This window comes from Calothrix sp. 336/3, assembly GCF_000734895.2.
GTDB lineage: Bacteria > Cyanobacteriota > Cyanobacteriia > Cyanobacteriales > Nostocaceae > 336-3.
The window spans coordinates 669,051-691,543 of record NZ_CP011382.1; the positions used below are offsets into that span (position 1 = coordinate 669,051).

Here is a 22,493-nt window from a genome sequence, read left to right on the forward strand (position 1 = left end):
TTTGCTGGCGGTATAATGAATGTCTCATTCTTCATCCTTTACACTTCATCCTTTCTAGTTATGTCCGTCAAAGTTTTGGTTCCAACCGCACTACAAAAATTCACAAATAATCAAGCTACACTCGATTGTAGCGGTGCTAGTATTTCTGAACTGATAGAATCTTTAGAGCAGGTTTGTCCAGGAATTAAATCGCGTTTGTGTGATGAAGCTGGGCAACCTCGACGGTTTTTAAATTTGTATGTGAATAGTGAAGATATTCGCTTTTTGGATGGGGTAGAAACTCCCCTCAAAGATGGTGATGAGGTAAGTATTGTTCCTGCTGTTGCCGGTGGTTAAGCCTCAAAGTATTCTCAACTGTAATTATGATGATTCAGGGATGATTGGTTTCGTCCCTGATTTTTCTATATTAGTTGAGCATTAGCGCCACTTCCTTGGCAAAATAGGTGAGAATTAAATCCGCACCTGCACGCTTCATACTAGTTAATGTTTCTAAAATCACCTTTTTCTCATCAATCCAACCATTGGCAGCCGCAGCTTTAATCATGGCATACTCACCACTAACGTTATAAGCGGCGACAGGTACATTTGTTTTATCTTTGATTTGGCGAATAATATCTAAGTATGCCAGGGCTGGTTTCACCATGACAATATCAGCTCCTTCGGCAATGTCTAACTCTACCTCTTTAATTGCTTCTCTGGCGTTAGCTGCATCCATTTGATAGGTTTTTTTGTCACCAAATTTCGGTGCTGAATCCAAGGCATCGCGGAAGGGACCATAATAAGCAGAAGCGTACTTGGCAGAATATGCGAGAATTCTCACATCTATATAACCTTCGGCATCTAAAGCTTGGCGAATTGCCCCTACTCGACCATCCATCATATCAGAAGGTGCGACCATATCCGCTCCTGCCTCTGCCTGGGAAACTGCCATTTTCACCAAGACTTCCACGGTGGGATCATTGAGAATTACCCCATTTTCATCGACGATACCATCATGCCCGTGGGTAGTAAATGGGTCTAGGGCAACATCGGTAATTACGACTATTCCTGGTACCGTTTCCTTGATGGCTTTGACTGTGCGCTGCACTAAACCATCGCGATTGTAGCTTTCTGTACCTGTCTCATCTTTTTTTACTTCCGGAATTACTGGGAACAGAGCGATCGCCCCGACTCCGAGCTTATAAACTGCGGCAATTTCCGGCAACAGTAAGTCCAAAGTATAACGATAGCATCCCGGCATAGAGGCAATTTCCATCCGTTGATTTTCCCCCTCCATCACAAACATGGGATAAATCAAATCATCTACCGTCAAAATTGTTTCCCGTACCATTCTCCGCAAAGTCTCACTCCGACGAAGGCGACGGGGACGATAGGGTAGATTGGATGTTGTTTCTATTACACTTTCTTTAGTTTCTGCTGTTGAAATTTCGGTAGACATAGACTTGTGAGAATGATTTTAAAACTCACAATAATGATAATGGTTTTCAATGTACGTTTTCACAAAAATCTCTGACAGCAAAGTCTCAACTTGAAATAGTCAATCTTTATTCTGCGGCTTCTTCCTCTAGTTGACTGTCGTCTTTCTCACGTTTTAAGCTTTCCTCCAAAGCTTGAATTTGTTCCCGACGCGCTTCCAATTCCAGGGTACGGCGAGCCAAATCTTGGCTTTGTAAAGTTAGATGTTGCCGCCATTCTTCAGCACGTCCAGCTTCTTGGCTAAGGAATTCGGGAGTAATACCAGTAGTTAGATAATTATTAACAATTTCTAATACCCAGTGAGTTGCATCATCTAATTTCAGAATCTCACCCGTTGGTGACAGTTCCACCAAAACGAGGGATTTTTCAGCTAAAGTTTTACTTTTACCCAGAAGAATAAATGCTTCCTCTGGAATCGTAGCCCATATGTGTTCAGCTTCCTGACGCGCTAGTAACCGCAACTGGAATTGTTCGAGAAATTCATTTTTATGCACCTGGGCTAGATATAGCATGACTTTTGTCGAGCAAATTTCGGGAATCACAATGCATATATATTATTAACAGTAATGCTAACTGAAGCCGATACCCATCCGTATAATGACTGAGCCAAATTTTTTTTTGACTCTACCCCCCAGGGTAGTCACTAGACTTTTGGTAGAAGTTGGGGGAAAGGGGTTGGTATTGGTGGTTCAGTTATTCAGTTATTCAGTTCTGGGTTTGAATCACAGGATAGATAGCTGTTATCTGATGTACCAAATTACCAACCAGGTGTTATCTCTGACTGACTACTAGGATGATAGGGAAAGGGAAGCAACGCGATCGCGCAAAATTTCTGCCTGTTTTTCGGCTTCGGCTAAATTATCTCTCACACCTTGAACAACTTCCGGTGGAGCTTGCTCAACAAATTTAGCATTTGCCAGACGACCATTGAGGGATTGGATTTCACCTTCAATTTTGCTGAGACGTTTCTGCAATTTCCCTGTGAATGCTTCAATATCCACTACCCCAGTTAAGGGTAGAATCACTTGAATCGTACCTACCACGCTGGCAATGACTTTTTCCTGGGTTGTGACAGTTGGTGTAGTTGTTTCTGGGGCAGGAACGGGAGTTTTCTTCCCATATTTGATACTTCGCCAAACAAACCAACCACTGTAACCTAAACCGACTGTCTCAAAAAATGCTCCCAACAGGGGAATATCGTTAATTGTGTTGGCGATCGCCCACCCTAAACGCAGAGCATAAATCCCCAGGATAATTAAACCGATTTTTTTCCAGTTAACCTTAGCTTTATCCTTGACAGTTGCTACTTTTGGTGTTTCTGGGGCAGCAATAGTTAAAGTTTCTACCTTTGCCAAATCCTGGAGATAGCTGGCTCCCTGGGCAATAATTTCCCGTTCTTGGGCATTTTCACTTTGCAGCTTAATCGTAATTTTCGCACCAGGTTTGACATCTGCCTCCGCCCGTAAATTGCGAATTGTGCGAATCGTCGCAAACAGTAACTCAAACTGCGATTCCACCGCAGAATTAATCAAACTACTATCCACCTGGGGATAAAGTTGCAGCGCCAAACTTTGCTGAGAATCTTCCCCCTGTTGGGTCAGGGTATGCCAAATTTCTTCGGTAATATGGGGCATGAAGGGGTGAAGTAACTTTAAAATCCCTTCCAATATATGAGCTAGAATTTGCTGGGCAACACGACGAGATGCAGCATCCGCAGTCGGTTGTAAGCGAGATTTCACCAGTTCAATATACCAATCACAGAAATCACCCCAAATAAACTCATATAAACCCTTGGCAGTTTCCCCCAACGCATAGTTATCCATGTAATTGGTACTTTGTTGAATCACCTGGTGGTAACGGGAGAGAATCCATTGATCACAAAGTTCCGTGGGGACTGGTGTACCCAATTGCTGCGGGGTTTGTCCATCCAGATTCATCATCACAAACCGGGCTGCATTCCACAACTTGTTAGCGAAATTGCGCGATGCTTCCACAGAAGAGGACTGATTTTTCTGGCGATCGTAATCCATACGAATATCTTGCCCTGCTCCCGCAACTTCCTTAATTAGGGTATAACGCAAAGCATCCGTACCATACTTATCAATCAACAATAGGGGGTCAATTCCATTACCCTTAGATTTAGATTGTTTTTGTCCCTTTTCATCCAACACCAAGCCGTGGATATAAACCTTTTCAAAGGGCATCTTCTCCGTGAAGTGACCAGCCATCATCGTCATTCTTGCTACCCAGAAAAAGATGATATCAAAGCCCGTCACTAGGGTGCTGGTTGGGTAATAGGTTGCTAAATCATCGGTTTGTGCGGGCCATCCCAGGGTAGAAAAGGGCCACAACCCGGAAGAAAACCAGGTATCCAAGACATCAGCATCCTGCTGAATCTGAACATTTTCCCCAAATTGGGCAACTAATTTTTCCCGTGCTTCCGTCTCATTGTGAGCCACAACAAAGGGTGTATTATCTGTGATTTCCCCATTTGTCTGACTAATGGCATACCATGCAGGAATTTGGTGTCCCCACCACAGCTGCCGGGAAATACACCAATCCTTTAATTTTACCAACCAGTCCCGGTATACCTTTGTCCAACGCTGGGGAATGAATTCCGGTGAATTTTGCCCGTCTAAAAATCCCAGAGCGCGATCAGCCATGGGGCGAATTTTCACAAACCACTGGGTGGAAAGTAGGGGTTCTACGGGAACTTTACCCCGTTCACTGTAGGGAACCGTATGTTTATAGTCTTCTACCTTGACGAGAACACCATCCGCTTCTAAACGTGCAACCACATTTTTCCGTGCAACAAACCTATCTTGTCCCTGAAACTCTCCGGCGTTTTCGTTGAGACTGCCATCCTTATTCATAATGTTGATAAAGGGTAGGTTGTGGCGTTTACCCATTTCAAAATCATTGGGGTCGTGGGCTGGAGTAACTTTTACACATCCAGTACCGAAGGTGGGGTCAACCAACTCATCACCAATAATGGGAATTTCCCGTCCCATGATGGGCAGGGTGAGGGTTTTGCCAATTAAATGTTGGTATCTCTCATCACTGGGATTAACTGCCACTCCTGTGTCACCTAGCATGGTTTCTGGTCGTGTGGTGGCAACTTCTACATAGCCAGAACCATCGGTGAGGGGGTAACGGAAATGCCAGAGATTACCGTTGACTTCCTGTTGGTCTACTTCCAAGTCAGAGACGGCTGATTGTGATTCTGGACACCAGTTGACTAAATAATTACCACGATAAATTAATCCTTCCTCGTAGAGGCGGAAAAAAGCTTCGATTACAGCTTGGGAAAGACCTTCGTCCATGGTAAATCTTTCCCGCGACCAATCGACTGATACCCCTAAGCGTCGCAGTTGATTGACAATTGTGCCCTTAGATTCTGCTTTCCATTGCCAAGCGCGTTCTAAGAATTGTTCTCGTCCCACATCATAACGAGTTTTACCTTCAGCTTTGAGTTGCTTTTCCAGAATTGTTTGAACTGCAATACTCGCGTGATCAGTTCCTGGGAGGTATAGGGTATTTTCCCCTTTCATCCGGTGGTAGCGCACCATGGTATCGATCAGGGAGTTGTCGAAAGCGTGTCCCATGTGCAGAGTCCCGGTGACGTTTGGGGGTGGGATGACTATGCAGTAAGGCTTTCCGCCTTTTTTGGGGTCGGCTTTGTAGGTTTGGTGAGATTCCCAAAACTGTTGCCACTTAGCTTCAGTGGTAAATGGATCGTAAAGACTGGGGAGATTGGTAATTGTTGCCGTCATCTGGGAAGTATCGGTATGGAAAGACTCTATAAATTTTGCCACAGGGTGGGAAGGTTGGAATGAGTAAGGAGTAATGAGTGGGGAGTAAGGAGTAATGAGGGGGGAGATTAACTTAGAGGTGAAAGTTTCTTGGGTGGATGACAAACATTTATCAGAATATTCAGGATAGCGATCGCCGCTTCGGCGGAGCGTAGCTCTATCGCCCTTTGGGCGGAGCGTAGCTCTATCGTCGCTTCGGCGGAGCGTAGCTCTATCGCCACTTTACAGTTTCCCTTCCACAGTCATATCTTACTCATGACTCTACAGACTCATCATCAATTACTGGGATATTGAAGACACAGAGCTACTTTTTCCCATCAGTTAAAATACTTAAAAACTCAGAGAAACAAGTATCAGTATGATGTCACCGATTTCCTGGAAAAGCCTCATCACCTTCGGTTTTACCCTATGTACCTCGATTATTCCTATAGTTGCAGTCACCCCTAGCGCCCCAGGAAATACACCAAAACCCAAGCAACTGAAATTAACTTTATCCGGACACACTGAGCCTGTACGTGTATTAACTCTGTCTCCAGATGGTCAAATGCTGGCGAGTGGTAGTGATGATAAAACCATCAAGCTCTGGAATCCGACTACGGGTGTATTACTTCGTACCTTAACAGGACATGGCGATCGCATTAAATCAATAGTTATAACTCCCGATGGTCAGACAGTAATTAGCAGTAGCTTTGATAACACTATCAAATTTTGGAATACGCAAACAGGTAAGGAAACTCGCACAATTACCGAAAAAACTGGGGTAAGAGCCATGTTATTAACCCCGGATGGAAAAACCTTAATTAGTGGTAGTAGTGATAAAAGTATCAAGTTTCGCAACCTCAAAACTCGCAAAATTGACCGCATACTCAAAGCAGAAACTACTGCACTTTCCATCAGTAGCGATGGTAAAACTCTATTTAGTGGGGGTGATAATGGTGGAAAAATTCGCATCTGGAATCTGGTAACGGGTAAACAAGTACGAAGTTTTACCCCACCACTACCAAAAAAAGAAGAGAGATTTAGCGGTTCTGAGCAAGCATCACCACCTATAACTATTGCTGTGAGTAACGATGGTAAAATGCTCCTCAGTGGCGGATATGATGACAGTTTTCAATCTGCTGGAGTTAGAAGCACGGATGGTAAAAGTTTTAAAGCTTGGGATTTAAAAACAGGTAAACTAGTTCACAATCTTTCCCTGGGTACAAGTATTGATACTTTAGTTATTACTCCTGATAACAAGACATTTATCACTGGTGGTTTAAATAGAAATATTCTTTTGCGGGATATGAAGAAGCTAAAAATAACCAGCGAACTGATAGGACATGGAGGTGGAATTTATGGACTCGCGTTAAGTCGTGATGGGAAGACTTTATATAGTGGAAGCGGTGATAAATCGGTGAAAGTTTGGCAGATACAACCCTAGGAGATAAATTTTCTGATTATTACCTAGCATGATTACAAACCAATCGATACAAAACCTGCCCAATCTTGAGGATTTGGGTACTTTTTCATGGTTTCTAACATTGCTTGGCGTAATGCCTTTGATTTATCCGGTTTTTTACTTAAATTCTCGTAAAATTTAGTCATTAAAAATGCCGTTCCTCTATCATTTGCTTCCCAAACAGAACCGATAAAACTATATGCTCCAGCCACAAAAAAAGCACGGGAAAGTCCAATTACCCCATCACTGGTGATTGTTCCCAAGGCTGTTTTTCCAGAGCTTAAAACCACTAAATCGGCTTGGAGATGCAATTTTTGGATTTCTTCGGCAGATAGCCAACCATCATCTTGATTTGATGCAGCAAGGGCAATAACATCGGCGTTATTCAGCTGCACAACATGGGTAGCTAAATGTATAATTTTAGCTTGAGGCATTTTCTGCACAATCACAGTTTCGGTTGCTGCTTTGCCCAAAATTGCTTGAGTTTTAAATATTTTGGCAATATTTTTGGCTTCCTCCTCTGTACCCGGTAGTGGTGATAATTCCGCAGGTTTTTCTCCTGGTTTGGGAGATAATGCAGCTGTAGCGGGATTTCCCACGATTAATAATTCATCACCTTTAATATTTTGTTTGAGCAAAGATGTTGATAATTTACGTTTAATTTGGCGTTGATAGAGTAAATCTAATATCTGAATTGATGGAGCAGTGGAAATTGTGTGCTTCTCGATTAAATATTTTCCCTGATTATCTCGCAATCCGGCAAAGGCAACCAGAAATAAATCACCTTGAGGAATAAAAATAACTCGTTCTTCTGGATTTTTTGGTAAGAGCTTGGCAATGGGTTCAATTAAAATTTGGTGTAATTCTTGTAATGTATTGTCTGATTTTGGTGTTTCTACAGATATTCCTTTGGTTTTTGCCGACTTTAATCCTGAATCTTGTTTATATAAACAATTTATATGTTGATTAATTAAATTAGCAAAGGAAAACCGTTCTTTGCATCTTCTTGACTGTAAATTTATTTGCCGCATAGCTATATCACCATTCGGTTTAATTACCCAGGTGATTAATTCTGATTCTTGATTGCGCTTTTTACCATTGATTATCACCTTATTATAGATAATTGTATATTGAACAATCGTGGCATTATGTAATTTAGCAATGTGCTTAATTCTCTCAACATTGGGAGAAGAATTGCTAGAATAATGAGCAGGAGATTGTATTTCTAACTGTGTAGAAAAATCTCTCAAATCAACATTTTGACCAATTTGAGAAACTTCTAAAGCTGTTTCTATCTGATTTTGCTCGATTAGATTTTTGATAAGCTGTTGATGTTGGGTTTTCCAAGGAGATTCCGGACAATCAACAGGAGTGATAGAGCTACGCTCCGCCCAAAGGGCGATCGCGCACTGATTTGAGGAGGAATCATTTTCTATATTCCCAGAATAGGCAAGACTATTACTAGAAGTATTTATATTATTTATTGTCTGTATATCTAGGGCAATGGCAATACCAGGGATTAAAAAGCTGCATGTGAGCAGAAATAGAAAAAATGTATTATATTTGGATAAATGATTTCGTATTTTCTTGCTTGGTTTATACATATTTATGAAAGATTCTCTTGAGGATGAAGATAGCGACAAATATTATCCAGAGATAGCAACTGAGAAAAATCATATTTCACCGCAGATTACTATCTCAGAATCTATTTTTTAGGCATTACGTATCTGGCTAATTATCTCCAATGTTCTTTGAGCCATTTTTGCACTGCCTTCTTTTTCAAACATATTTGCGGCTATTTGTAAGTCCGCGATCGCGGCATTTTTACCTCCCAAAGCATGGTTAGTTAATCCTCTAAAGAAATAAGCAAAGGAAATATTAGTGTCAAGTTGAATAGTTTTATCTAAATCTGTTTTCGCTGCTTGATAGTTTCTTAACTCATAGTAACTTGCACCTCTCCCCATATAAGCATATGCATTATTTGGTTCTAGCTGAATAACTTCATTAAAAATCGCAATCGCACCACGATAGTTTTTAGATTCAAAAAATAAATCATAGGCTTGCTTTAATTTAGCTTTGGCATCTTGATTATTATTGATTGATTCCTGGGGAATTACTTGAGATTTTGAGGGAGTTTGATTTTGTGCTAGTCGCATTTCTGCTTGTGCATGAGGTATGCATACTGTGAAGCCAAATAAAATAATTACGGACGCTAAACCTTGTAAAGATTTCATGATACTTTCTCCAATATAATGATGGTAATTTGACGAATTTGAGAGTAAAAGATAAGCTCCTCACTCAGCAAGTTATCGCTATTTATCTATATTTCTCAGTCACAGAGGGGTATGCAGTTTTGCAAATCATTTAATTTTGTTTCCCCTTGCTAGAATTTCATATCTCTGGGTGCTGTAGGGGGTATGCAAAAATTTTGCTGTCTCAAGCAAAAACACAAATAAAAAAACGTAGCAGTGCTACGTCTCTGGTATTTATTTCCTATTTCCTATTCTCTATTCCCTTCTATTTACATAACTGATTTGGTAAATCTTTGATTATCTGGGACAATTGTGATGATGGTTGAGGAACGGAATATGCTTGCTGTAATGCATCAGACCATAATCCTTTATCAGCGAAATATTTAGCTTTTGCTTGGGCGATCGCCTCCGTATTTGCGCCTCGATTTTTATGTAATTTTTCCAACAATTTCAATTCAGTGGTAATTTGATTGCGTTGGGATGCTTCCATAACTTTAAAAGGTACAAACATTGCTGGGGAATTACTTTCTTGATTGAAAAAGATTAACCATCTGTAAGTTTGACCAGGTTTTAATGGTTCCCCTTGATATTTGATATGTTGTTTTCCGGCGACAATTTGCGTTTTGAGCAACCTATTATTACTTTTTTGACCATCTATTAGTTCTACAGCTATTTTTTTGATTTCTGTTCTCCCCAATTGAGAAGCTTTGCTATTTTGCCAGATAAATAAGGGTTGATTATGCCAAATAATTCGTGTTTGAGTTGGGACATCAGGGGAAATTAGACAAACTGATTGTCCAGGACGGGAACCACCTTTACGAGGTTTTATCGGGGGTTCTGGGTCACGTGCAGGTTTAAAAATTTTATGCCAAAAATCAACCTGGGGAGAAATTTTTTGTGAATAAACAGGTTGAGGAATGAATGCAAATAAACTAACGAAAGCTGTAACTGATAATGTTGAGCTACCTAACTTTAAAATAATATTATTCTTGTGCATAAATTCAGCCTCTTTTATCAGTTATGTTGCGTTTAAGTAGGTCGGTGTGAAAATTTCAATGTATGTCATTGCGAATGAAACGTTCGCGTAGCGTGTCGCTTTGCGACTCAGTGAAATGAAGCAACCGCAACGGTTTTGTCAATTTTACATTCTGTTACATAGTTGGGTTTATTTTCATCGACTTACTTACTCAGCAGACTTGTAAACGTTAGAATTTATCTTTCCAAATAACAGGTAAAATGTAAAACCAAAAAGTTGCTGTTGGCAACAACCAAGGCAAAAGAATTGCGATGGATGAGATGTAAAGTTGTAAGCTAATAATTGTATAAGCTGTCGAACCCACACTTAATAGAATCACTTGTTTTAACTTTTGTTCCGGATGATTACTGAGATAATCGGATATAAATTTACCCAGTAATATAGCGAGAGCGATCGCCCAGATATCGGGAATCGGTAAAACCATGCGATTATGGAGGTAGTGATGGGTCATATAAGCGTGAACTTCCCCACCCGTAAGTACCCCACGAGTATTATCCGGGTTCTCTTGATTTCGCCAATAAGCCATCCCAGCAGGTAAATCAAAATTATCTTCGTTATTTTGTCCGGTTCCTGCTTCTTCGTAACCTCCCGGTGCAACTATGACGATTTGCTGCTGTAATTTCTGGGAAGAATCGAGTAATTTCCACGCAGGGATAGTTTCATACACCTGACGCGGAGGTATAGAAAAGTCTATAATCGGATGTAACCAGGTTTGCCGAAAGTTGTAGCTGAAAGCTGTTAAGGGTTGTAGTTGTGTGCGTGCTGATGTTAAAACTTCGCCTTTATTACTAGTATAAGTATTAACTTGCTCCCATAAATCTTGTTTGCTAGTTAACTGTGGTTTCGGCGAATCTGCAAGATGTTGCAAGCGTTCAGAAACAGCTAATAGATAAGCAAAAGCTCTAGGCTTAGGGTTCAATTTATTACTAGGTAATAGTTGCATATACCACCCAGGTAAAACTTCGATTTCTCCCCCCAAACTCCAGTTATGGTTAGCGATGCGGGGATGTGTTTTTAACCATTTCCCTTGAGAATCGCGGGTTGTCGCAAATACAAAGCGTGTCGGTTGTGGTGTAGAGCGGATACCAGTTTGCAGTGATTGGGAAAGTGCGCGATCGCCTTTTAGGCGGAGCATAGCTCTATCGCCCCGTGGGCGGAGTGTAGCGCGATCGCCTTGTGGACGGAGTGTAGCTCTATCGTCGTTAGGGGAATCTTTCTGAGTATCACCTTCTATATCTGGTCTATCTAATAAGTAATCAATGCCAATAACAGGCGCTTTTAATTCCACCAGTTTATCAATAATTTGCGCCATGTATTCTCGATTTATTGGTCGCGGATTTAAAATATTTGCTTTCTGAATAGATTCGTTATCAATTTGCACCAAAAGTACAGGAGGGTTTATATTTACTGATTCTGTAACTTGATTTGTGATATTTCTATACATTGCCTGTAGTAAAACCCGCTTTTCTAGCAACCAAGTTTGAACAGGAATTTGCACACTAATAAATGCTAAAATAGAAATAATCCCTGCTTCTAAAGGTGTAGGTTTCAGTCGTTTAATATATTGTCTAAATCCAAAGGGTTGCAGGCAAAATAAAGGTGCTGAAGGATGGCGAAATAGGGAAGGAATTAAATAAGCACTGGGATAAGTAAGATTTTTTTCAAGTTTCAGATAATCGCAAGCTGTCAATAATGCTTGATGAACATCCTGATATTTAGCTATATTATTTAAAAATTGGATAAAAATTTCCTCAGCCACACGATTATGTATTGGTTCACGCATAATTGCGACTTGATTTAAACCCAGTTCAATTAATTTATTGGCAATACTCAAGCCATCACAGGAATTAAAGAGAGCAAATTGTAATCCCTGCTGAATTGCCTTGATTAATGGCTGTTCAATTTCACTCAAATTAATATTGGCATTCGGTGCAATTGATATTTGCCCCCCAGTTAAATCTGTTTCTCGACTATGACCAGCAAAATATAAAATATCCCATCCCTGCTGACTTTTTAACTTCTCAACAATTTCATATTTAAAATCTTGAATATCTTTACCTTCTTGCCAAGAAATTAAATCTAACTTAATTTTTTTTTGCAATGACGAAATTGCTTGTTTCTCTTTCGCAAAATTCAAGCCACTGTCATCACCAAAAATAGCTAAAACTCTGATTTTTTCAAATTTTCGCTTAACTTGTTGAATAGTTTGCTGGATATTCAATGGTTGACGAACAATACGCAGCTTTGTTTGCAAAAATTGCGTACTAATCTCCCAAGCTTCCCAGGGTAAACGTGTTAATTCGAGAGTATTACAACTAATAAATATATCTATATATGTATCTTTGTTGTTATTTGCAGTTAAGATTGAACGGATATCATATAATTCCTTGCTACGTAACCATTGATGAAACTCATATAAAAGTTTTGCCTCTCCTTGAACCAATTCCCCTTGCCAATCAACAGGGGGAGGTGCAATCACACCAATATTAATTACCTTTCCCCGCAATTCTTGACTGTAGAAATTATGGTAAATACGCTGCCATGTTTCATAGTCAGCAATAATATTTTCCGGATAGGGAAGTTCCGCAGTAATTTGTTGATTCTGATTCCATGAAAGTTGAAATAAACATTTGCTTTCAACCTTTTGTACTTGCAGATAAAATTTAACCATAATTAAACTATTTTATGATTATTTTAGAAAATCTTTGGAAAGGGGATTTAGTTCCCTCCTTTTTAACATCACTCTCCCGTTAGCAAAGCTCTCCCGTTAGCAAAGCTCTCCCGAAGGGAGCAGGGAGTAGGGAGCAGGAAGCATGACTTCAACTCCCTTGTCTCATATCAAATGCAAAGGGTGGCAAAGTTACCTCAACCCCATCAGCTACACTAACAGTAGCAATAAATTTCTCATCCCAATTCCCAGCGACAGCAGCAAACAAGTAAGAATTAACCTGTTGGGGATTTACTCGCTGTTCTGTCAAGATTCCTGTTTTATCACTCACACGGAACTGTAAATTATGTGGCAAAGTATTAGGTGCAGGAGCGCCCAAAATTAATAATAAGCTCCACAAATTTGGGTCATTTTCTGTTGATGAATTCCACGCGACAGCATATATTCTTAATTGATTTCCTGCTAAATTAAAATTATGATATCCGCATCTACCAATGAGAGGAATTTCTATACCTTGGTTTTGTAATTGGGATTTAATTACAGCGAATTCTGCTGCTGGACTTCGGAATTCCCTGGCAGGTGTTAAACTCAGTAACTCCCAAGATAAAGCTTCTCCAATCTCATCTAATTCATTCCATAACCACCTTCCTAAATTGATTGCAGGTTGGGTAATTAATCTTATGCAATCAAGGAGATAGGTTTGCAACGATGCTAAATTTGTTGTTTGTAAATTATTTGTCTGTAATTTATATATCCAGTCAAGTAAATCAGGGGAAGTGACAACCGCAATTCCTTGCTCCCAACTTAAAACTTGCCATAGTTCTGTTTCTGGTGATTGTAATTGAGGTAATAATCTCCCTAATTCATTTTCAATGGCGGCTAATTGTTGCTGACGATTTGCTGATGCTATCGGTAAGGGAATTGCTTCTGGTTCTAGCACTCGTAAATATAGTAATAAATTATTAGGGTCTTTTTCAAACCAATCTAAAGGTATGAGATATGTCCAATCTGCTTGAATCTTTATCTGTGATGATGTCAAATTCTCCCTGAATTGTTGATAACTGATAACTCCTCGCACAATTCCACATTCTTCTTCTTCCAAAACTTCTACTAAGACATAAAAGTGGGGAACAAATTCCGGCAAATCAACGACTATTCTAGAGAGAGGAACTTGCTCATCAAATATACTATCAAGGGTAATTAAACAAATGTTAAATTCACCGACTTTTAAATTAGCTACTACTGGTAAGATATTTGCCAATTCAGGTTTAGCAATTGTTGATTCTTGCCAACTGACTGTGAGATGAGCGTCTCGTTCTTCTAGCCAAGTTTTTAAAGTAAATAACGCCAATCCATTCAAATAAGTTTGCCATTGACGAGATTCATCGGGAATTTGACGACTTAATTCTACCGCTTGAAGAATTGCTTCCGATTCAATATTCAAAGATGTAGTGGATAAACGTTCAAATTCCATGGACATTGCTACATTTGTCATGATTATTTGATTCCATCATTATGGATAATTATTTTGAGCTAGAGAATAAAACCAATCACTAATTAAATCTCGTCTATTTTGAAAAAATTGTACCTTCAGATATTGCTTTCGTAAGTGGCAATGACAAAAACTTTTCATGATGGACAAGGTTTAAGTCATAATCATCAATATTATTCTAAAACAAATATCTAACTCTTACCTATTGCCTAATTTCTGGCAAAGTCTTTGAGAAAAATAACTCATATCAGCATTATTTTGGATGCTGGCAGCTTCTACTTCTGCTTCAGAAATAATACGGTTAATTTGTTCATCAAGTAATTCTGTAATTTGTGATTCTAATTTTTTCAGTTTGGTGGGAGTTGAAAATTTTTGTGCTAGTTCAATTACCTGTGCTTGTAATTTTACTAAAATTTCCTGACGAACATCAGCACGAAACTCCTTAAGTTTTAATAAACGAGCCACAGCATCCTGTGCGCGTAAACCCAACTGCTGGGCAATTTTACCCATCGATAATCTTTGACAGTGAAACAATTGTAATCCTATCAAGAACTGCTTAGCCTTATTTATATCTTTTTTTTGCAGCTTTTTCATACGTAAGTCCACAACAGTATTTAAGGCATTATCTAGACAATTTAAAAATTGATTTCGATACATTTTTAAAAAAGCTTCTGTCTCATTATCGTCATCAGTACTGATAAGTAAATTTTCAGAATTGCTAGCAGGAATCATCTCTAAGAAAGTAGAGTTTTCATGTAATTCCGCATCTAAAGACACTGTTGGCAATGCTGCGATTCTCACATGAATTCGATATTCGCGTAAATAATTAGCGATAGTTTGTAAACTTTGCAAAACAGATATTATCGAGAATTTAGACACTGATTCTGCTTGTAAAATCTCCACAATTTCTTGTAATTGCTGGGTTGTCGGTGACTGACATTTACTTTTTGATTGAGAATTGGCTCGTTGACGGAATCGTTCAGCACGATAAATTTTGTGATACGCTGACAATAAATTTTGGGCTTGTCTGATTTCTAAATCAGTTAAAGAATGGAATTCACCTAATATTTTGGCTAATTGTTGGGGTTTCGTATCATTAAGTATTGCCCAATCACTTACCAAATATAAACCACACTCTAATAAATATTTATTGAGTTCTCGGTGCTGTCTAACTTTTCGACTTGTCCAAGTAGTGAGACTACTTTTATCAGGTTCAAAAGTTGCTAGGATTTCTCGACTCCAACACTGATAATTAGCTGATGTTTGTAAATTACCATCATCATCAAGAACATAGGGTAATAAATCACTGTGAGTAAAACCGTGAAAATGACCAAATTGTTGTTCTAGGGAAAAACATACTTGCTCAATTTGCCAAGAAATCCAACATAGTAAACAGCGTTGTGCCAATAGATTTGATGGGCTAGAATTATTTTGCCATAGCTCTAGTAAGCGCTTTTGGATAAACACATCTGAGAAATTATTGGTATTTATCCAATCGGCAAAAGTCTCGGTAAAAAATATTTTTGCTCCTTCTATTTCCCTAATTTGACGTTTTCCTGTGCTGTTGAGCATTACTAGAGTGTAGTATTTTAACCCGATCATGTGATTACTTGGTTCTTCATGGTTGGTTTGACTTTGTCTCCCCATCTATTGCCATCATTAGTTCTTAATTCTCAGCAATTTGGGGATATGCAGTTTTGTGAGTACCTCTGAAACTATTTTGCAGATATTTTTGTCTACGTCCATTGGTTTACTCAAAAAGCTACTCCCAGAGCGATCGCCAATCCTGCAATATCTTAGCTTAGTATTTTTTTATACTATAATGTCTGTATTTGGAGGTGGGTTGGCATCAATTACCCAAAATGCGATCGCTCGTTAATTGAGTTATAATAGATTCATTAACAGCGATAACGCTACACCTTGTGAGGCAACCAATATGGATGCCAATGAAGTTTTAAGACGATATGCAGCCGGAGAACGGAATTTTAGACAGGCAGACTGGAGAGGAATAAGCCTAGCTAAAGCCAATTTGAGCGGTGTTGATTTGACTGGAGCACATTTAAGCAACGCAGACTTAAGTGGCTCATATTTAACTAATGCTAATCTCAACTGGGCTGAACTTAGAGGAACCAATTTTAAGGGTGCGAATCTGAAGGGGACAAAAATGCCCGATGGAAGAACACACAATGATTACTTAGAATCTGCCAACTACTTCTCCTGCTAATATCTGACAATAAATCTGCCATTGGTGAGCGATGTCCTTAATCTAACGGCATCGCTTATCGCTAGAGGCGACAAAATAATACCTGCTCTTAGGAAAAGGCATACTTAAATCTTGCACCTTACTAGTAAATACGTAAAAATTTGCACACATGGTGATTAATTACTCTCTTCATTGATATTTTATTTTTAGTCCATTTCAATGGACTTAAGTTGTTAGACAGGGATTTTTAATCCCTGGCGGACGGGAAAGTGGTTGAGTAGTTAAAAAATACTGAGTTAAATTTATTTTTAGCTTGCCCAAGGTGCAAGATACCAGCATATCTATTGCCATTCCCGATCTTCAAGTTCCTTAGTCGGCAATAGTAAAGTTGCTTCAATTTCCTCCCTAATAGCAGCAGTCACTTCACAATTGCTATTCAGGCAATCGAGTAGTAGCTGATTAGCGTCGTAGTAGCGTTGCAGCGCTTGTTGTTGCTGTTGGCTAAACTGCCAGTGATGGTTAATATCACGATACTTAATGATTGTCGTTTTTAACTGTTCCACCCAAGCTTCTGAATGTGCCTGCCACCAGAGCTGAAATTTTTCTTGGTTTTGATTTGGACTCGGCAATTGCTCCCTAAGTTGTTGCAGAGATTTATGCAGTCCAGCATCCAGAACAATGCCTAGAATATTGCCCAGAGCATCTCCACAAGCATGAGCATAGGCAAAATCTTGACTGTGGTCGATCGCGCACTCTAGTAGTAGATCATCTAATGCCGCATCCAGAAACATCCCCTGGTCGAGGGTACAGGCTAAGGCAAAGTGAGCAGCTGTGTGCGGATTCTGGGCAAGGGCAAGGTAAAATGCACGGGCACTCGCAACCTGTGGTTGCTTAGGAGTAGTAAGGGATTTTTGGCTTGCCCACGTCAAAAACTCTTGTAGGTAAGGGTCTTGGGCAACCAGAGCATCAATATGTTGCTTCATCAACTGCATCAACCCATCTGCACTCCGAAGCATGGCGGCTGTCAATAAAAAGATTTCGCGCCAGTGAGGGTCAGTGATGTGGCTGACTAACCCTCCCAAAGCTTGCTCCAATGCTTGTAGGTTATGACTAGCAACGATTTTTCTGGCTGTGAAGTATTCTTGAAATGCTAGATAGGAGAAAGAGAAAATTCCCCGCGCTCGTTCTGTCAATAACCCATGTTGGGCTTCTATTGCCTTCAGCACCGCTTCACTTTCTAGTTGCAGTTCCTCTGGCTCCATTGGGAACTCAGGTAAATTACGAATATAGTCACCAATGTATTGCTCAATGACACGTTGCTCAAAGAAGTACTGACCCTCTTCAAACGTCACTGCCGCGATTTGGCTCAACAACTTCAGCTTTTGTGGTAATAAAAATCCTCGGTAAACATCATCCCTTTCAACCCCTCTAGCTTCATCCCATTTACCCAAAAGCAGATCTAACCCTTGCTTATAAAACTCAGTCCGCTTAGTGGGAAATTTTTCCTGACCATGGAACACCCAGCAGGCAAGATGCAGAAATAGGGGTGTGATCACGAGTTGGCGAAATTGCCAGTTTTCAGGTAAGTCCAGCTTTTGAATAAACTGAACAGACTGCACTTGCCCAGCTTTATGACCTGTTTTGCTGAATGCTGCAAACCATTTTTGAGCGAAGGTGATGATTTGCTCTTGGGTAAACGGGGCAATTTCAACATCGGTAAAGCCTCGGAGCGTGAGCTTTTGAGCCGCAGTTCTACAGGTTGCGACATACCGATTTTTGTGATACTTGTCTGAAAATCTGCGAATTTCCCTTAAGACAGCATTACTCTCTTGGTTAAGAACTTCATCCATCCCATCAAGCAGCAGTAAAACTCTACCTGCATCAAGCAAGGTTTCAATGATTGAGGGGTCTAAAATTCTAGACGTGAGAAAACAGGAGCGAATGTAGTTTAATAGGCTAAAATCGCCAATATTCCTAGACTCTTCCGCAAAATTCCTCAATACGATGAAAACAGGAACCAGATTTGCTGCAAATACGCCTCGGTTACACTGAATAGCCAGATGTTGCAAGAAAGTGGTTTTACCTACTCCTGGCTTACCCAACACCCTGAGCTTGGAGTAAGTTTCAATTGCTTGCATACCTGGTATTTGTTTTTGCTCAATCTCACCTAAGCCAAAGCGGTCAAATTCTTGTGGATTAATGTTTTGTAGGTTAGAGATATCTAGCCACTGTTGGCTGGGAATTTCTTCCAGAATATTGACATCAATGTATATGTCATCGATCGCCACGGGATGACCAATATCTAATAACTGCAAGATACCGCACTGGTCTTGAATTTTTTCCTGGCATTGCGATCGCACTTGTTGAACTAAGACATCAATATCTCGAACCGGAACCTGGGCAACTTCGAGCGGATCTACAAATTCCGCCGGGGGGTCAGCAGCTATTTCTCGCCAATTTACTTCTAATATGGAACAAATTTCCATAAATATATGACGTTCAACCGGGCGACCACTGAAAAATCGCCAAATTGGTTGTCGAGTCTTTAAGTTGACTTCAAAAGCTAAATTTTCCTGAGTCCACCCCTTGCGGACAAAAGCTCTTTTCGCCTCTTGAATCCCGGTAAGTGATGCTTGGAGCGATCGCTTAACCATAAAATACAAAACTCATAATGAAAATTTGTAAATTTAATTTTTATTAAAACTATAAATTGTGATAGCTTCTCCAATTTAGATGATTACTGGCTAAATTTAAATCATGCAAAAGTCAGAGATATAGGTGGAAAATCGACTGATTTTAATTATCTGTTGTCTCAAAATCTTGTTAGGGGTGTAACTTACTTCCCTAAGTAATAGTCAAATTTATTAGGTATGAATAGTCAATAATGTTACTTCCTATTGAAGATTAGCCAAATCACGATCTTCTAGAGATGGCATTACGCGATCGCCTCATCTCACTGAAATTAATTATCAAAATAACGCCTTTGTCGAGTGATAAATCTAAAAAAACAATTCAGGTTTGAGACTTTTCTTACTTTTTGTGTAGTAACTGAAGCAAATAAACCAAATCAATCCAGAAATCAGACAGCATTCCCTCATGATAAGGGAAATCAATCAGTTAAGAGCTTGTCACAAAATAACCTTGGCATTTATTGAGCTAGAAATGTTTTCTCGGTTAACTTCCTAAGTATCTAACGGATAAAAGTTATTTTTTGATGGCTTCTACAGCAATTTTCAATCAAACCCACCACAAAGATTAAGTGGTAAAACCAAGTCCAGAATAGACTTTAATCTCTTTATCTGTGGCATGTTTGAATGCAATTGACTGTAAAACATTAGCCACCCTATCCTCGGTTAAATTCTGTTTAGGATTTCCAGATTTTTTAGTACTTTTGCACCTGAAATCACAAGGAACTCCCATGTATAAATTTAATAGATGTCCGATTAATCTTTCATCCCTCCAAGGGCTGCGGGTACTGATTGTAGACGATAACGTCGATTTTTGCTACATGATAACGCTGTTGCTGCAACTATATGGTGTGGAGGTGCAAACGGCATTTTTAGCCCAGCCGGCTCTGAAAATATTTAGACAATGGCAACCCGATGTCCTCCTAAGCGATATTGCTTTACCTGGCGAAGATGGCTATACACTAATTCAACAAGTCAGAACCAAAGCTGGAGAGCGAGGAGAAGCGGTGCTAGCCATTGCTGTGACTGCCTATGTCGATGAAAATATGCTTCAACGTGCTTTGAATGAGGGGTTTGATCTATGGTTAACCAAACCCTTGGATATTGACGAGTTCCTTACCATGCTTGCCTGTTTAGTGATTTGCCAAAAGTCTTCATCTGCGATCGCTCAACGGATTTTGGGTAATGTGCCTAGACAAAATGAACTGAGCCTTGAAAAGCAGTTTAATTTAACGTTTTCAAGTCAGCATAACTTTTTTGAAACAGTATCAGCCTACGCCCAGAATCACGAGCAAAATTATTGCAAATGGGAGAGTTTAATATGTACAAATATTATCCAGCACCAAGATTTGAAAAAAATCAAACAGTAGAATTTGTTGGTGGCATAGGAAAAATTAAAAATTACTACTCCGAATCCAATAGCTGGGTTTATCTTGTAGAGATGGCGATGGGTCAAGAACCAGACTTTGGCAGAATCGGTTACGAGACGACGATTATTCTACCAGAACCAGATGTGATTTCACCTACTATACCTTTGGAATGATTTAGTGGAATCTATACAAATTATACGCTGACTCAAACATCATTTCTAACAGCAAGCTGTCACGCTGACTCTTGTTCGCAGATTACACAAAACTAGGTGAAATTAAATGGCTGATATTGTTGATACTGCCGTTAAGGCTGGTTCTTTCAGTACACTAGTTGCTGCTGTGAAAGCTGCTGGTTTAGTCGATACTCTTAAAGGAACTGGACCATTCACTCTTTTCGCGCCTAACGATGAGGCATTTGCTAAACTTCCCCAAGGAACAGTTGAGGCACTACTTAAAGACCTTCCTAAGCTGAAAAAAATTCTTACATATCATGTTGTCTCCGGCAAAGTGATGGCATCTGATGTGATGAAACTGAAGTCAGCGAAAACAGTTGAGGGTGAAGATGTGAAAATCGACACTTCTCATGGCGTAAAGGTAAATAACGCTACAGTCACAACACCTGATGTTGCTGCTGATAACGGTGTTATTCACATTATCGATACAGTTTTAATGCCTGCATAACTTTGACGCGCAGGTAGCAAATGCGGCATTGCTCCATTGCTAAATTCTGCCATGGATCCAAATGTACAGGCTGAGTATATCTCTACAAGGGTTTTGAAACCATCAAGCCCTGGGTCATGCATTCCATCGGCAATGTCGCAAATGCTATTTCATGGGTCAGTAACTACTAGGTAGTTGCTGACCTACATTTTTTGTCTGAGGCGATCGCAATATCCGGAAAAATCCCGACAAATAAGCATCATTATTTATTTTCTTTTGCAATAAACGTTGTAATTCTGTAATAGAAGTGTTAAATTTAATTTATAAGAATCACCCAAGTAAAAAGTAAAACTTATAAAAAGCGGTTAGGTGATTGCAGAATTCGGTAGGCTGAACGACTATGCCATCGAAACCTCGGAAAGTATTTGATGGACGAGCCTTGGTTTAGGTTAAATCAACTATCCAGAACAACTGGCACAGAACTTCTAATCCTCGCTAGAGCCTAGATGTGGCTCTCCTACTGACGGTCTTGTAGGGAATTCAACTTCGTCATAGACCCAAAATACGCTTACCAAAAATTCAGGATAAAACCCATGAGAACTAATGTTGTCTTAACAAACCCCTCTGCATTCAGTCCGACGAATGCTGACTTAACAAGTAACTCCGTATTTACCCCTGTTGTTTTCAAAACTAGTTTCAATCACTTTGAGAAAATCAATGCAACTCAAGCCTGGTCACTGCTTTTCACTGGAGGCAAAAAAGATAGGGCGCTGGGACTTAGCCCTATGGTCGGTCGCCTGCTAACTCTCGGCTTGTTCGCGGTTACAAGTATCCCCTTGTTCCAAACTTTCTAAGCAAAAGGTTCGTGTTGCGAAATGTTATCGCCAATATGGGTATAGATCACTGGTCATAATTCAGTCATTTTTGTACCCTAACTGTGCCATTCCAAGAGCCAATTAAAATAACTAGATTGGAGAAATATTATGTCAAAACAGAAAAAAGGCAATAGAGAAGTCAAAAAATCTAAAAAGCCATCGGATGGCACTAAGAAACAAAAGAAAGATCCCAACAGACATGATGGAGTGGTGACACGTATAGTCAAAAGTTCAAATGAACAACGAAACATTGAACCGAAAACATAATGATTTCTCGCCAAAAATCTGGAGTATTAACCATGTCAGCAAAAATAAATATGAACTCTTCAATGAAAAATAAACAAAATATTGGGCTTTGGGGATTTACACCTCAAGCTGAACTTTGGAATGGTCGTTTAGCAATGATTGGGTTCATGTCAGCTATCCTAATTGAAGCTTTTTCTGGTCAAGGTTTGCTTCACTTCTGGAGTATTCTCTAAATTAGCGATTGTAGCCCTAGCTATAGAGTCTAATCAAGAAAC

General features: G+C 39.7%; 21 protein-coding genes. 10 read left to right on the forward strand and 11 right to left on the reverse strand.

The genetic code is table 11. From position 1 onward, the window contains the following. Nucleotides 1-60 precede the first annotated feature (60 nt). A complete protein-coding gene (locus tag IJ00_RS02660) occupies nucleotides 61-336 on the forward strand; it encodes a MoaD/ThiS family protein (RefSeq protein ID WP_035149807.1) in 276 nt (91 codons plus the stop codon). A gap of 70 nt (nucleotides 337-406) precedes the next feature. On the opposite strand, the gene hemB is transcribed toward IJ00_RS02660, so the two are convergent. The 4 genes from hemB to IJ00_RS28680 all read right to left on the reverse strand — a co-directional run bounded on the left by hemB (nucleotide 407) and on the right by IJ00_RS28680 (nucleotide 5,509). Continuing rightward, a complete protein-coding gene (gene hemB, locus IJ00_RS02665) occupies nucleotides 407-1,438 on the reverse strand; it encodes a porphobilinogen synthase (RefSeq protein WP_035149810.1) in 1,032 nt (343 codons plus the stop codon). Between the two features lie 106 nt (nucleotides 1,439-1,544). Continuing rightward, nucleotides 1,545-1,988, reverse strand: a complete 444-nt coding sequence (locus IJ00_RS02670; RefSeq protein WP_035149813.1) for a hypothetical protein — start codon at nucleotides 1,986-1,988, stop codon at nucleotides 1,545-1,547. Between the two features lie 276 nt (nucleotides 1,989-2,264). After that, a complete protein-coding gene (locus tag IJ00_RS02680; protein WP_035149818.1) occupies nucleotides 2,265-5,249 on the reverse strand; it encodes a valine--tRNA ligase in 2,985 nt (994 codons plus the stop codon). Between the two features lie 107 nt (nucleotides 5,250-5,356). Continuing rightward, nucleotides 5,357-5,509: a hypothetical protein gene (locus IJ00_RS28680; RefSeq protein WP_168163405.1), complete on the reverse strand. Its 153-nt coding sequence runs from the start codon at nucleotides 5,507-5,509 to the stop codon at nucleotides 5,357-5,359. Between the two features lie 137 nt (nucleotides 5,510-5,646). Between IJ00_RS28680 and IJ00_RS02685 the strand changes: the two genes are divergently transcribed. Further along, the gene (locus IJ00_RS02685) at nucleotides 5,647-6,711 is read left to right on the forward strand and encodes a WD40 repeat domain-containing protein (protein WP_035149820.1); all 1,065 of its coding nucleotides are present in this window, start codon (nucleotides 5,647-5,649) and stop codon (nucleotides 6,709-6,711) included. A 32-nt stretch (nucleotides 6,712-6,743) separates the two neighbouring features. On the opposite strand, the gene IJ00_RS02690 is transcribed toward IJ00_RS02685, so the two are convergent. The 6 genes from IJ00_RS02690 to IJ00_RS02715 form a co-directional block, all read right to left on the reverse strand. After that, the gene (locus IJ00_RS02690; RefSeq protein WP_052754364.1) at nucleotides 6,744-8,333 is read right to left on the reverse strand and encodes a CHAT domain-containing protein; all 1,590 of its coding nucleotides are present in this window, start codon (nucleotides 8,331-8,333) and stop codon (nucleotides 6,744-6,746) included. Between the two features lie 108 nt (nucleotides 8,334-8,441). Beyond that, nucleotides 8,442-8,963, reverse strand: coding sequence for a tetratricopeptide repeat protein (locus tag IJ00_RS02695; protein WP_035149823.1), 522 nt, complete (start codon nucleotides 8,961-8,963; stop codon nucleotides 8,442-8,444). Nucleotides 8,964-9,246: 283 nt separating this feature from the next. Beyond that, entirely contained in the window at nucleotides 9,247-9,978 is a 732-nt protein-coding gene (locus IJ00_RS02700) for a DUF928 domain-containing protein (RefSeq protein ID WP_035149826.1), read from the reverse strand. A 208-nt stretch (nucleotides 9,979-10,186) separates the two neighbouring features. Then, the gene (locus IJ00_RS27470; protein WP_035149828.1) at nucleotides 10,187-12,688 is read right to left on the reverse strand and encodes a CHASE2 domain-containing protein; all 2,502 of its coding nucleotides are present in this window, start codon (nucleotides 12,686-12,688) and stop codon (nucleotides 10,187-10,189) included. A gap of 148 nt (nucleotides 12,689-12,836) precedes the next feature. Continuing rightward, nucleotides 12,837-14,180: a DUF1822 family protein gene (locus IJ00_RS02710; protein WP_035149831.1), complete on the reverse strand. Its 1,344-nt coding sequence runs from the start codon at nucleotides 14,178-14,180 to the stop codon at nucleotides 12,837-12,839. Between the two features lie 195 nt (nucleotides 14,181-14,375). After that, entirely contained in the window at nucleotides 14,376-15,749 is a 1,374-nt protein-coding gene (locus IJ00_RS02715) for a hypothetical protein (RefSeq protein ID WP_238178418.1), read from the reverse strand. A 127-nt stretch (nucleotides 15,750-15,876) separates the two neighbouring features. Between IJ00_RS02715 and IJ00_RS28075 the strand changes: the two genes are divergently transcribed. Further along, entirely contained in the window at nucleotides 15,877-16,056 is a 180-nt protein-coding gene (locus tag IJ00_RS28075; protein WP_144415969.1) for a hypothetical protein, read from the forward strand. Nucleotides 16,057-16,113: 57 nt separating this feature from the next. Then, nucleotides 16,114-16,401 (forward strand): pentapeptide repeat-containing protein, encoded by a 288-nt coding sequence (locus IJ00_RS02720; RefSeq protein WP_035149833.1) that lies wholly within the window; start codon nucleotides 16,114-16,116, stop codon nucleotides 16,399-16,401. 320 nt (nucleotides 16,402-16,721) lie between these two features. Here IJ00_RS02720 and IJ00_RS02725 read toward each other — a convergent pair whose 3' ends face one another. Next, a complete protein-coding gene (locus tag IJ00_RS02725) occupies nucleotides 16,722-19,034 on the reverse strand; it encodes an NACHT domain-containing NTPase (protein WP_035149836.1) in 2,313 nt (770 codons plus the stop codon). Between the two features lie 764 nt (nucleotides 19,035-19,798). Between IJ00_RS02725 and IJ00_RS02730 the strand changes: the two genes are divergently transcribed. The 6 genes from IJ00_RS02730 (at nucleotide 19,799) to IJ00_RS02750 (ending at nucleotide 22,451) form a co-directional block, all read left to right on the forward strand. After that, entirely contained in the window at nucleotides 19,799-20,437 is a 639-nt protein-coding gene (locus tag IJ00_RS02730) for a response regulator (RefSeq protein WP_082127242.1), read from the forward strand. Continuing rightward, on the forward strand, nucleotides 20,389-20,610 hold the full coding sequence (locus IJ00_RS02735; RefSeq protein ID WP_035149839.1) for a hypothetical protein: 222 nt from the start codon (nucleotides 20,389-20,391) through the stop codon (nucleotides 20,608-20,610). The genes IJ00_RS02730 and IJ00_RS02735 overlap by 49 nt, the downstream gene beginning before the upstream one ends. Nucleotides 20,611-20,716: 106 nt before the next feature. After that, nucleotides 20,717-21,118, forward strand: a complete 402-nt coding sequence (locus IJ00_RS02740) for a fasciclin domain-containing protein (protein WP_035149841.1) — start codon at nucleotides 20,717-20,719, stop codon at nucleotides 21,116-21,118. 572 nt (nucleotides 21,119-21,690) lie between these two features. After that, nucleotides 21,691-21,951 (forward strand): hypothetical protein, encoded by a 261-nt coding sequence (locus IJ00_RS02745; protein ID WP_144415970.1) that lies wholly within the window; start codon nucleotides 21,691-21,693, stop codon nucleotides 21,949-21,951. 129 nt (nucleotides 21,952-22,080) lie between these two features. After that, the gene (locus IJ00_RS28685; RefSeq protein WP_168163406.1) at nucleotides 22,081-22,239 is read left to right on the forward strand and encodes a hypothetical protein; all 159 of its coding nucleotides are present in this window, start codon (nucleotides 22,081-22,083) and stop codon (nucleotides 22,237-22,239) included. Nucleotides 22,240-22,289: 50 nt separating this feature from the next. Next, nucleotides 22,290-22,451 carry a chlorophyll a/b-binding protein gene (locus IJ00_RS02750; RefSeq protein ID WP_238178547.1) on the forward strand — a complete coding sequence of 54 codons (162 nt, stop codon included), beginning with the start codon at nucleotides 22,290-22,292 and terminating at the stop codon, nucleotides 22,449-22,451. Nucleotides 22,452-22,493: the final 42 nt, after the last annotated feature.

Coding starts and splice junctions, on each gene's coding strand:
- IJ00_RS02660 (WP_035149807.1), top strand. CDS start 61: ATGTCCGTCAAAGTTTTGGTTCCAACCGCACTACAAAAATTCACAAAT.
- hemB (WP_035149810.1), bottom strand. CDS start 1,438: ATGTCTACCGAAATTTCAACAGCAGAAACTAAAGAAAGTGTAATAGAA.
- IJ00_RS02670 (WP_035149813.1), bottom strand. CDS start 1,988: ATGCTATATCTAGCCCAGGTGCATAAAAATGAATTTCTCGAACAATTC.
- IJ00_RS02680 (WP_035149818.1), bottom strand. CDS start 5,249: ATGACGGCAACAATTACCAATCTCCCCAGTCTTTACGATCCATTTACC.
- IJ00_RS02685 (WP_035149820.1), top strand. CDS start 5,647: ATGATGTCACCGATTTCCTGGAAAAGCCTCATCACCTTCGGTTTTACC.
- IJ00_RS02690 (WP_052754364.1), bottom strand. CDS start 8,333: ATGTATAAACCAAGCAAGAAAATACGAAATCATTTATCCAAATATAAT.
- IJ00_RS02695 (WP_035149823.1), bottom strand. CDS start 8,963: ATGAAATCTTTACAAGGTTTAGCGTCCGTAATTATTTTATTTGGCTTC.
- IJ00_RS02700 (WP_035149826.1), bottom strand. CDS start 9,978: ATGCACAAGAATAATATTATTTTAAAGTTAGGTAGCTCAACATTATCA.
- IJ00_RS27470 (WP_035149828.1), bottom strand. CDS start 12,688: ATGGTTAAATTTTATCTGCAAGTACAAAAGGTTGAAAGCAAATGTTTA.
- IJ00_RS02710 (WP_035149831.1), bottom strand. CDS start 14,180: ATGACAAATGTAGCAATGTCCATGGAATTTGAACGTTTATCCACTACA.
- IJ00_RS02715 (WP_238178418.1), bottom strand. CDS start 15,749: ATGCTCAACAGCACAGGAAAACGTCAAATTAGGGAAATAGAAGGAGCA.
- IJ00_RS02720 (WP_035149833.1), top strand. CDS start 16,114: ATGGATGCCAATGAAGTTTTAAGACGATATGCAGCCGGAGAACGGAAT.
- IJ00_RS02725 (WP_035149836.1), bottom strand. CDS start 19,034: ATGGTTAAGCGATCGCTCCAAGCATCACTTACCGGGATTCAAGAGGCG.
- IJ00_RS02730 (WP_082127242.1), top strand. CDS start 19,799: ATGTATAAATTTAATAGATGTCCGATTAATCTTTCATCCCTCCAAGGG.
- IJ00_RS02735 (WP_035149839.1), top strand. CDS start 20,389: ATGTACAAATATTATCCAGCACCAAGATTTGAAAAAAATCAAACAGTA.
- IJ00_RS02740 (WP_035149841.1), top strand. CDS start 20,717: ATGGCTGATATTGTTGATACTGCCGTTAAGGCTGGTTCTTTCAGTACA.
- IJ00_RS02745 (WP_144415970.1), top strand. CDS start 21,691: ATGAGAACTAATGTTGTCTTAACAAACCCCTCTGCATTCAGTCCGACG.
- IJ00_RS28685 (WP_168163406.1), top strand. CDS start 22,081: ATGTCAAAACAGAAAAAAGGCAATAGAGAAGTCAAAAAATCTAAAAAG.
- IJ00_RS02750 (WP_238178547.1), top strand. CDS start 22,290: ATGAACTCTTCAATGAAAAATAAACAAAATATTGGGCTTTGGGGATTT.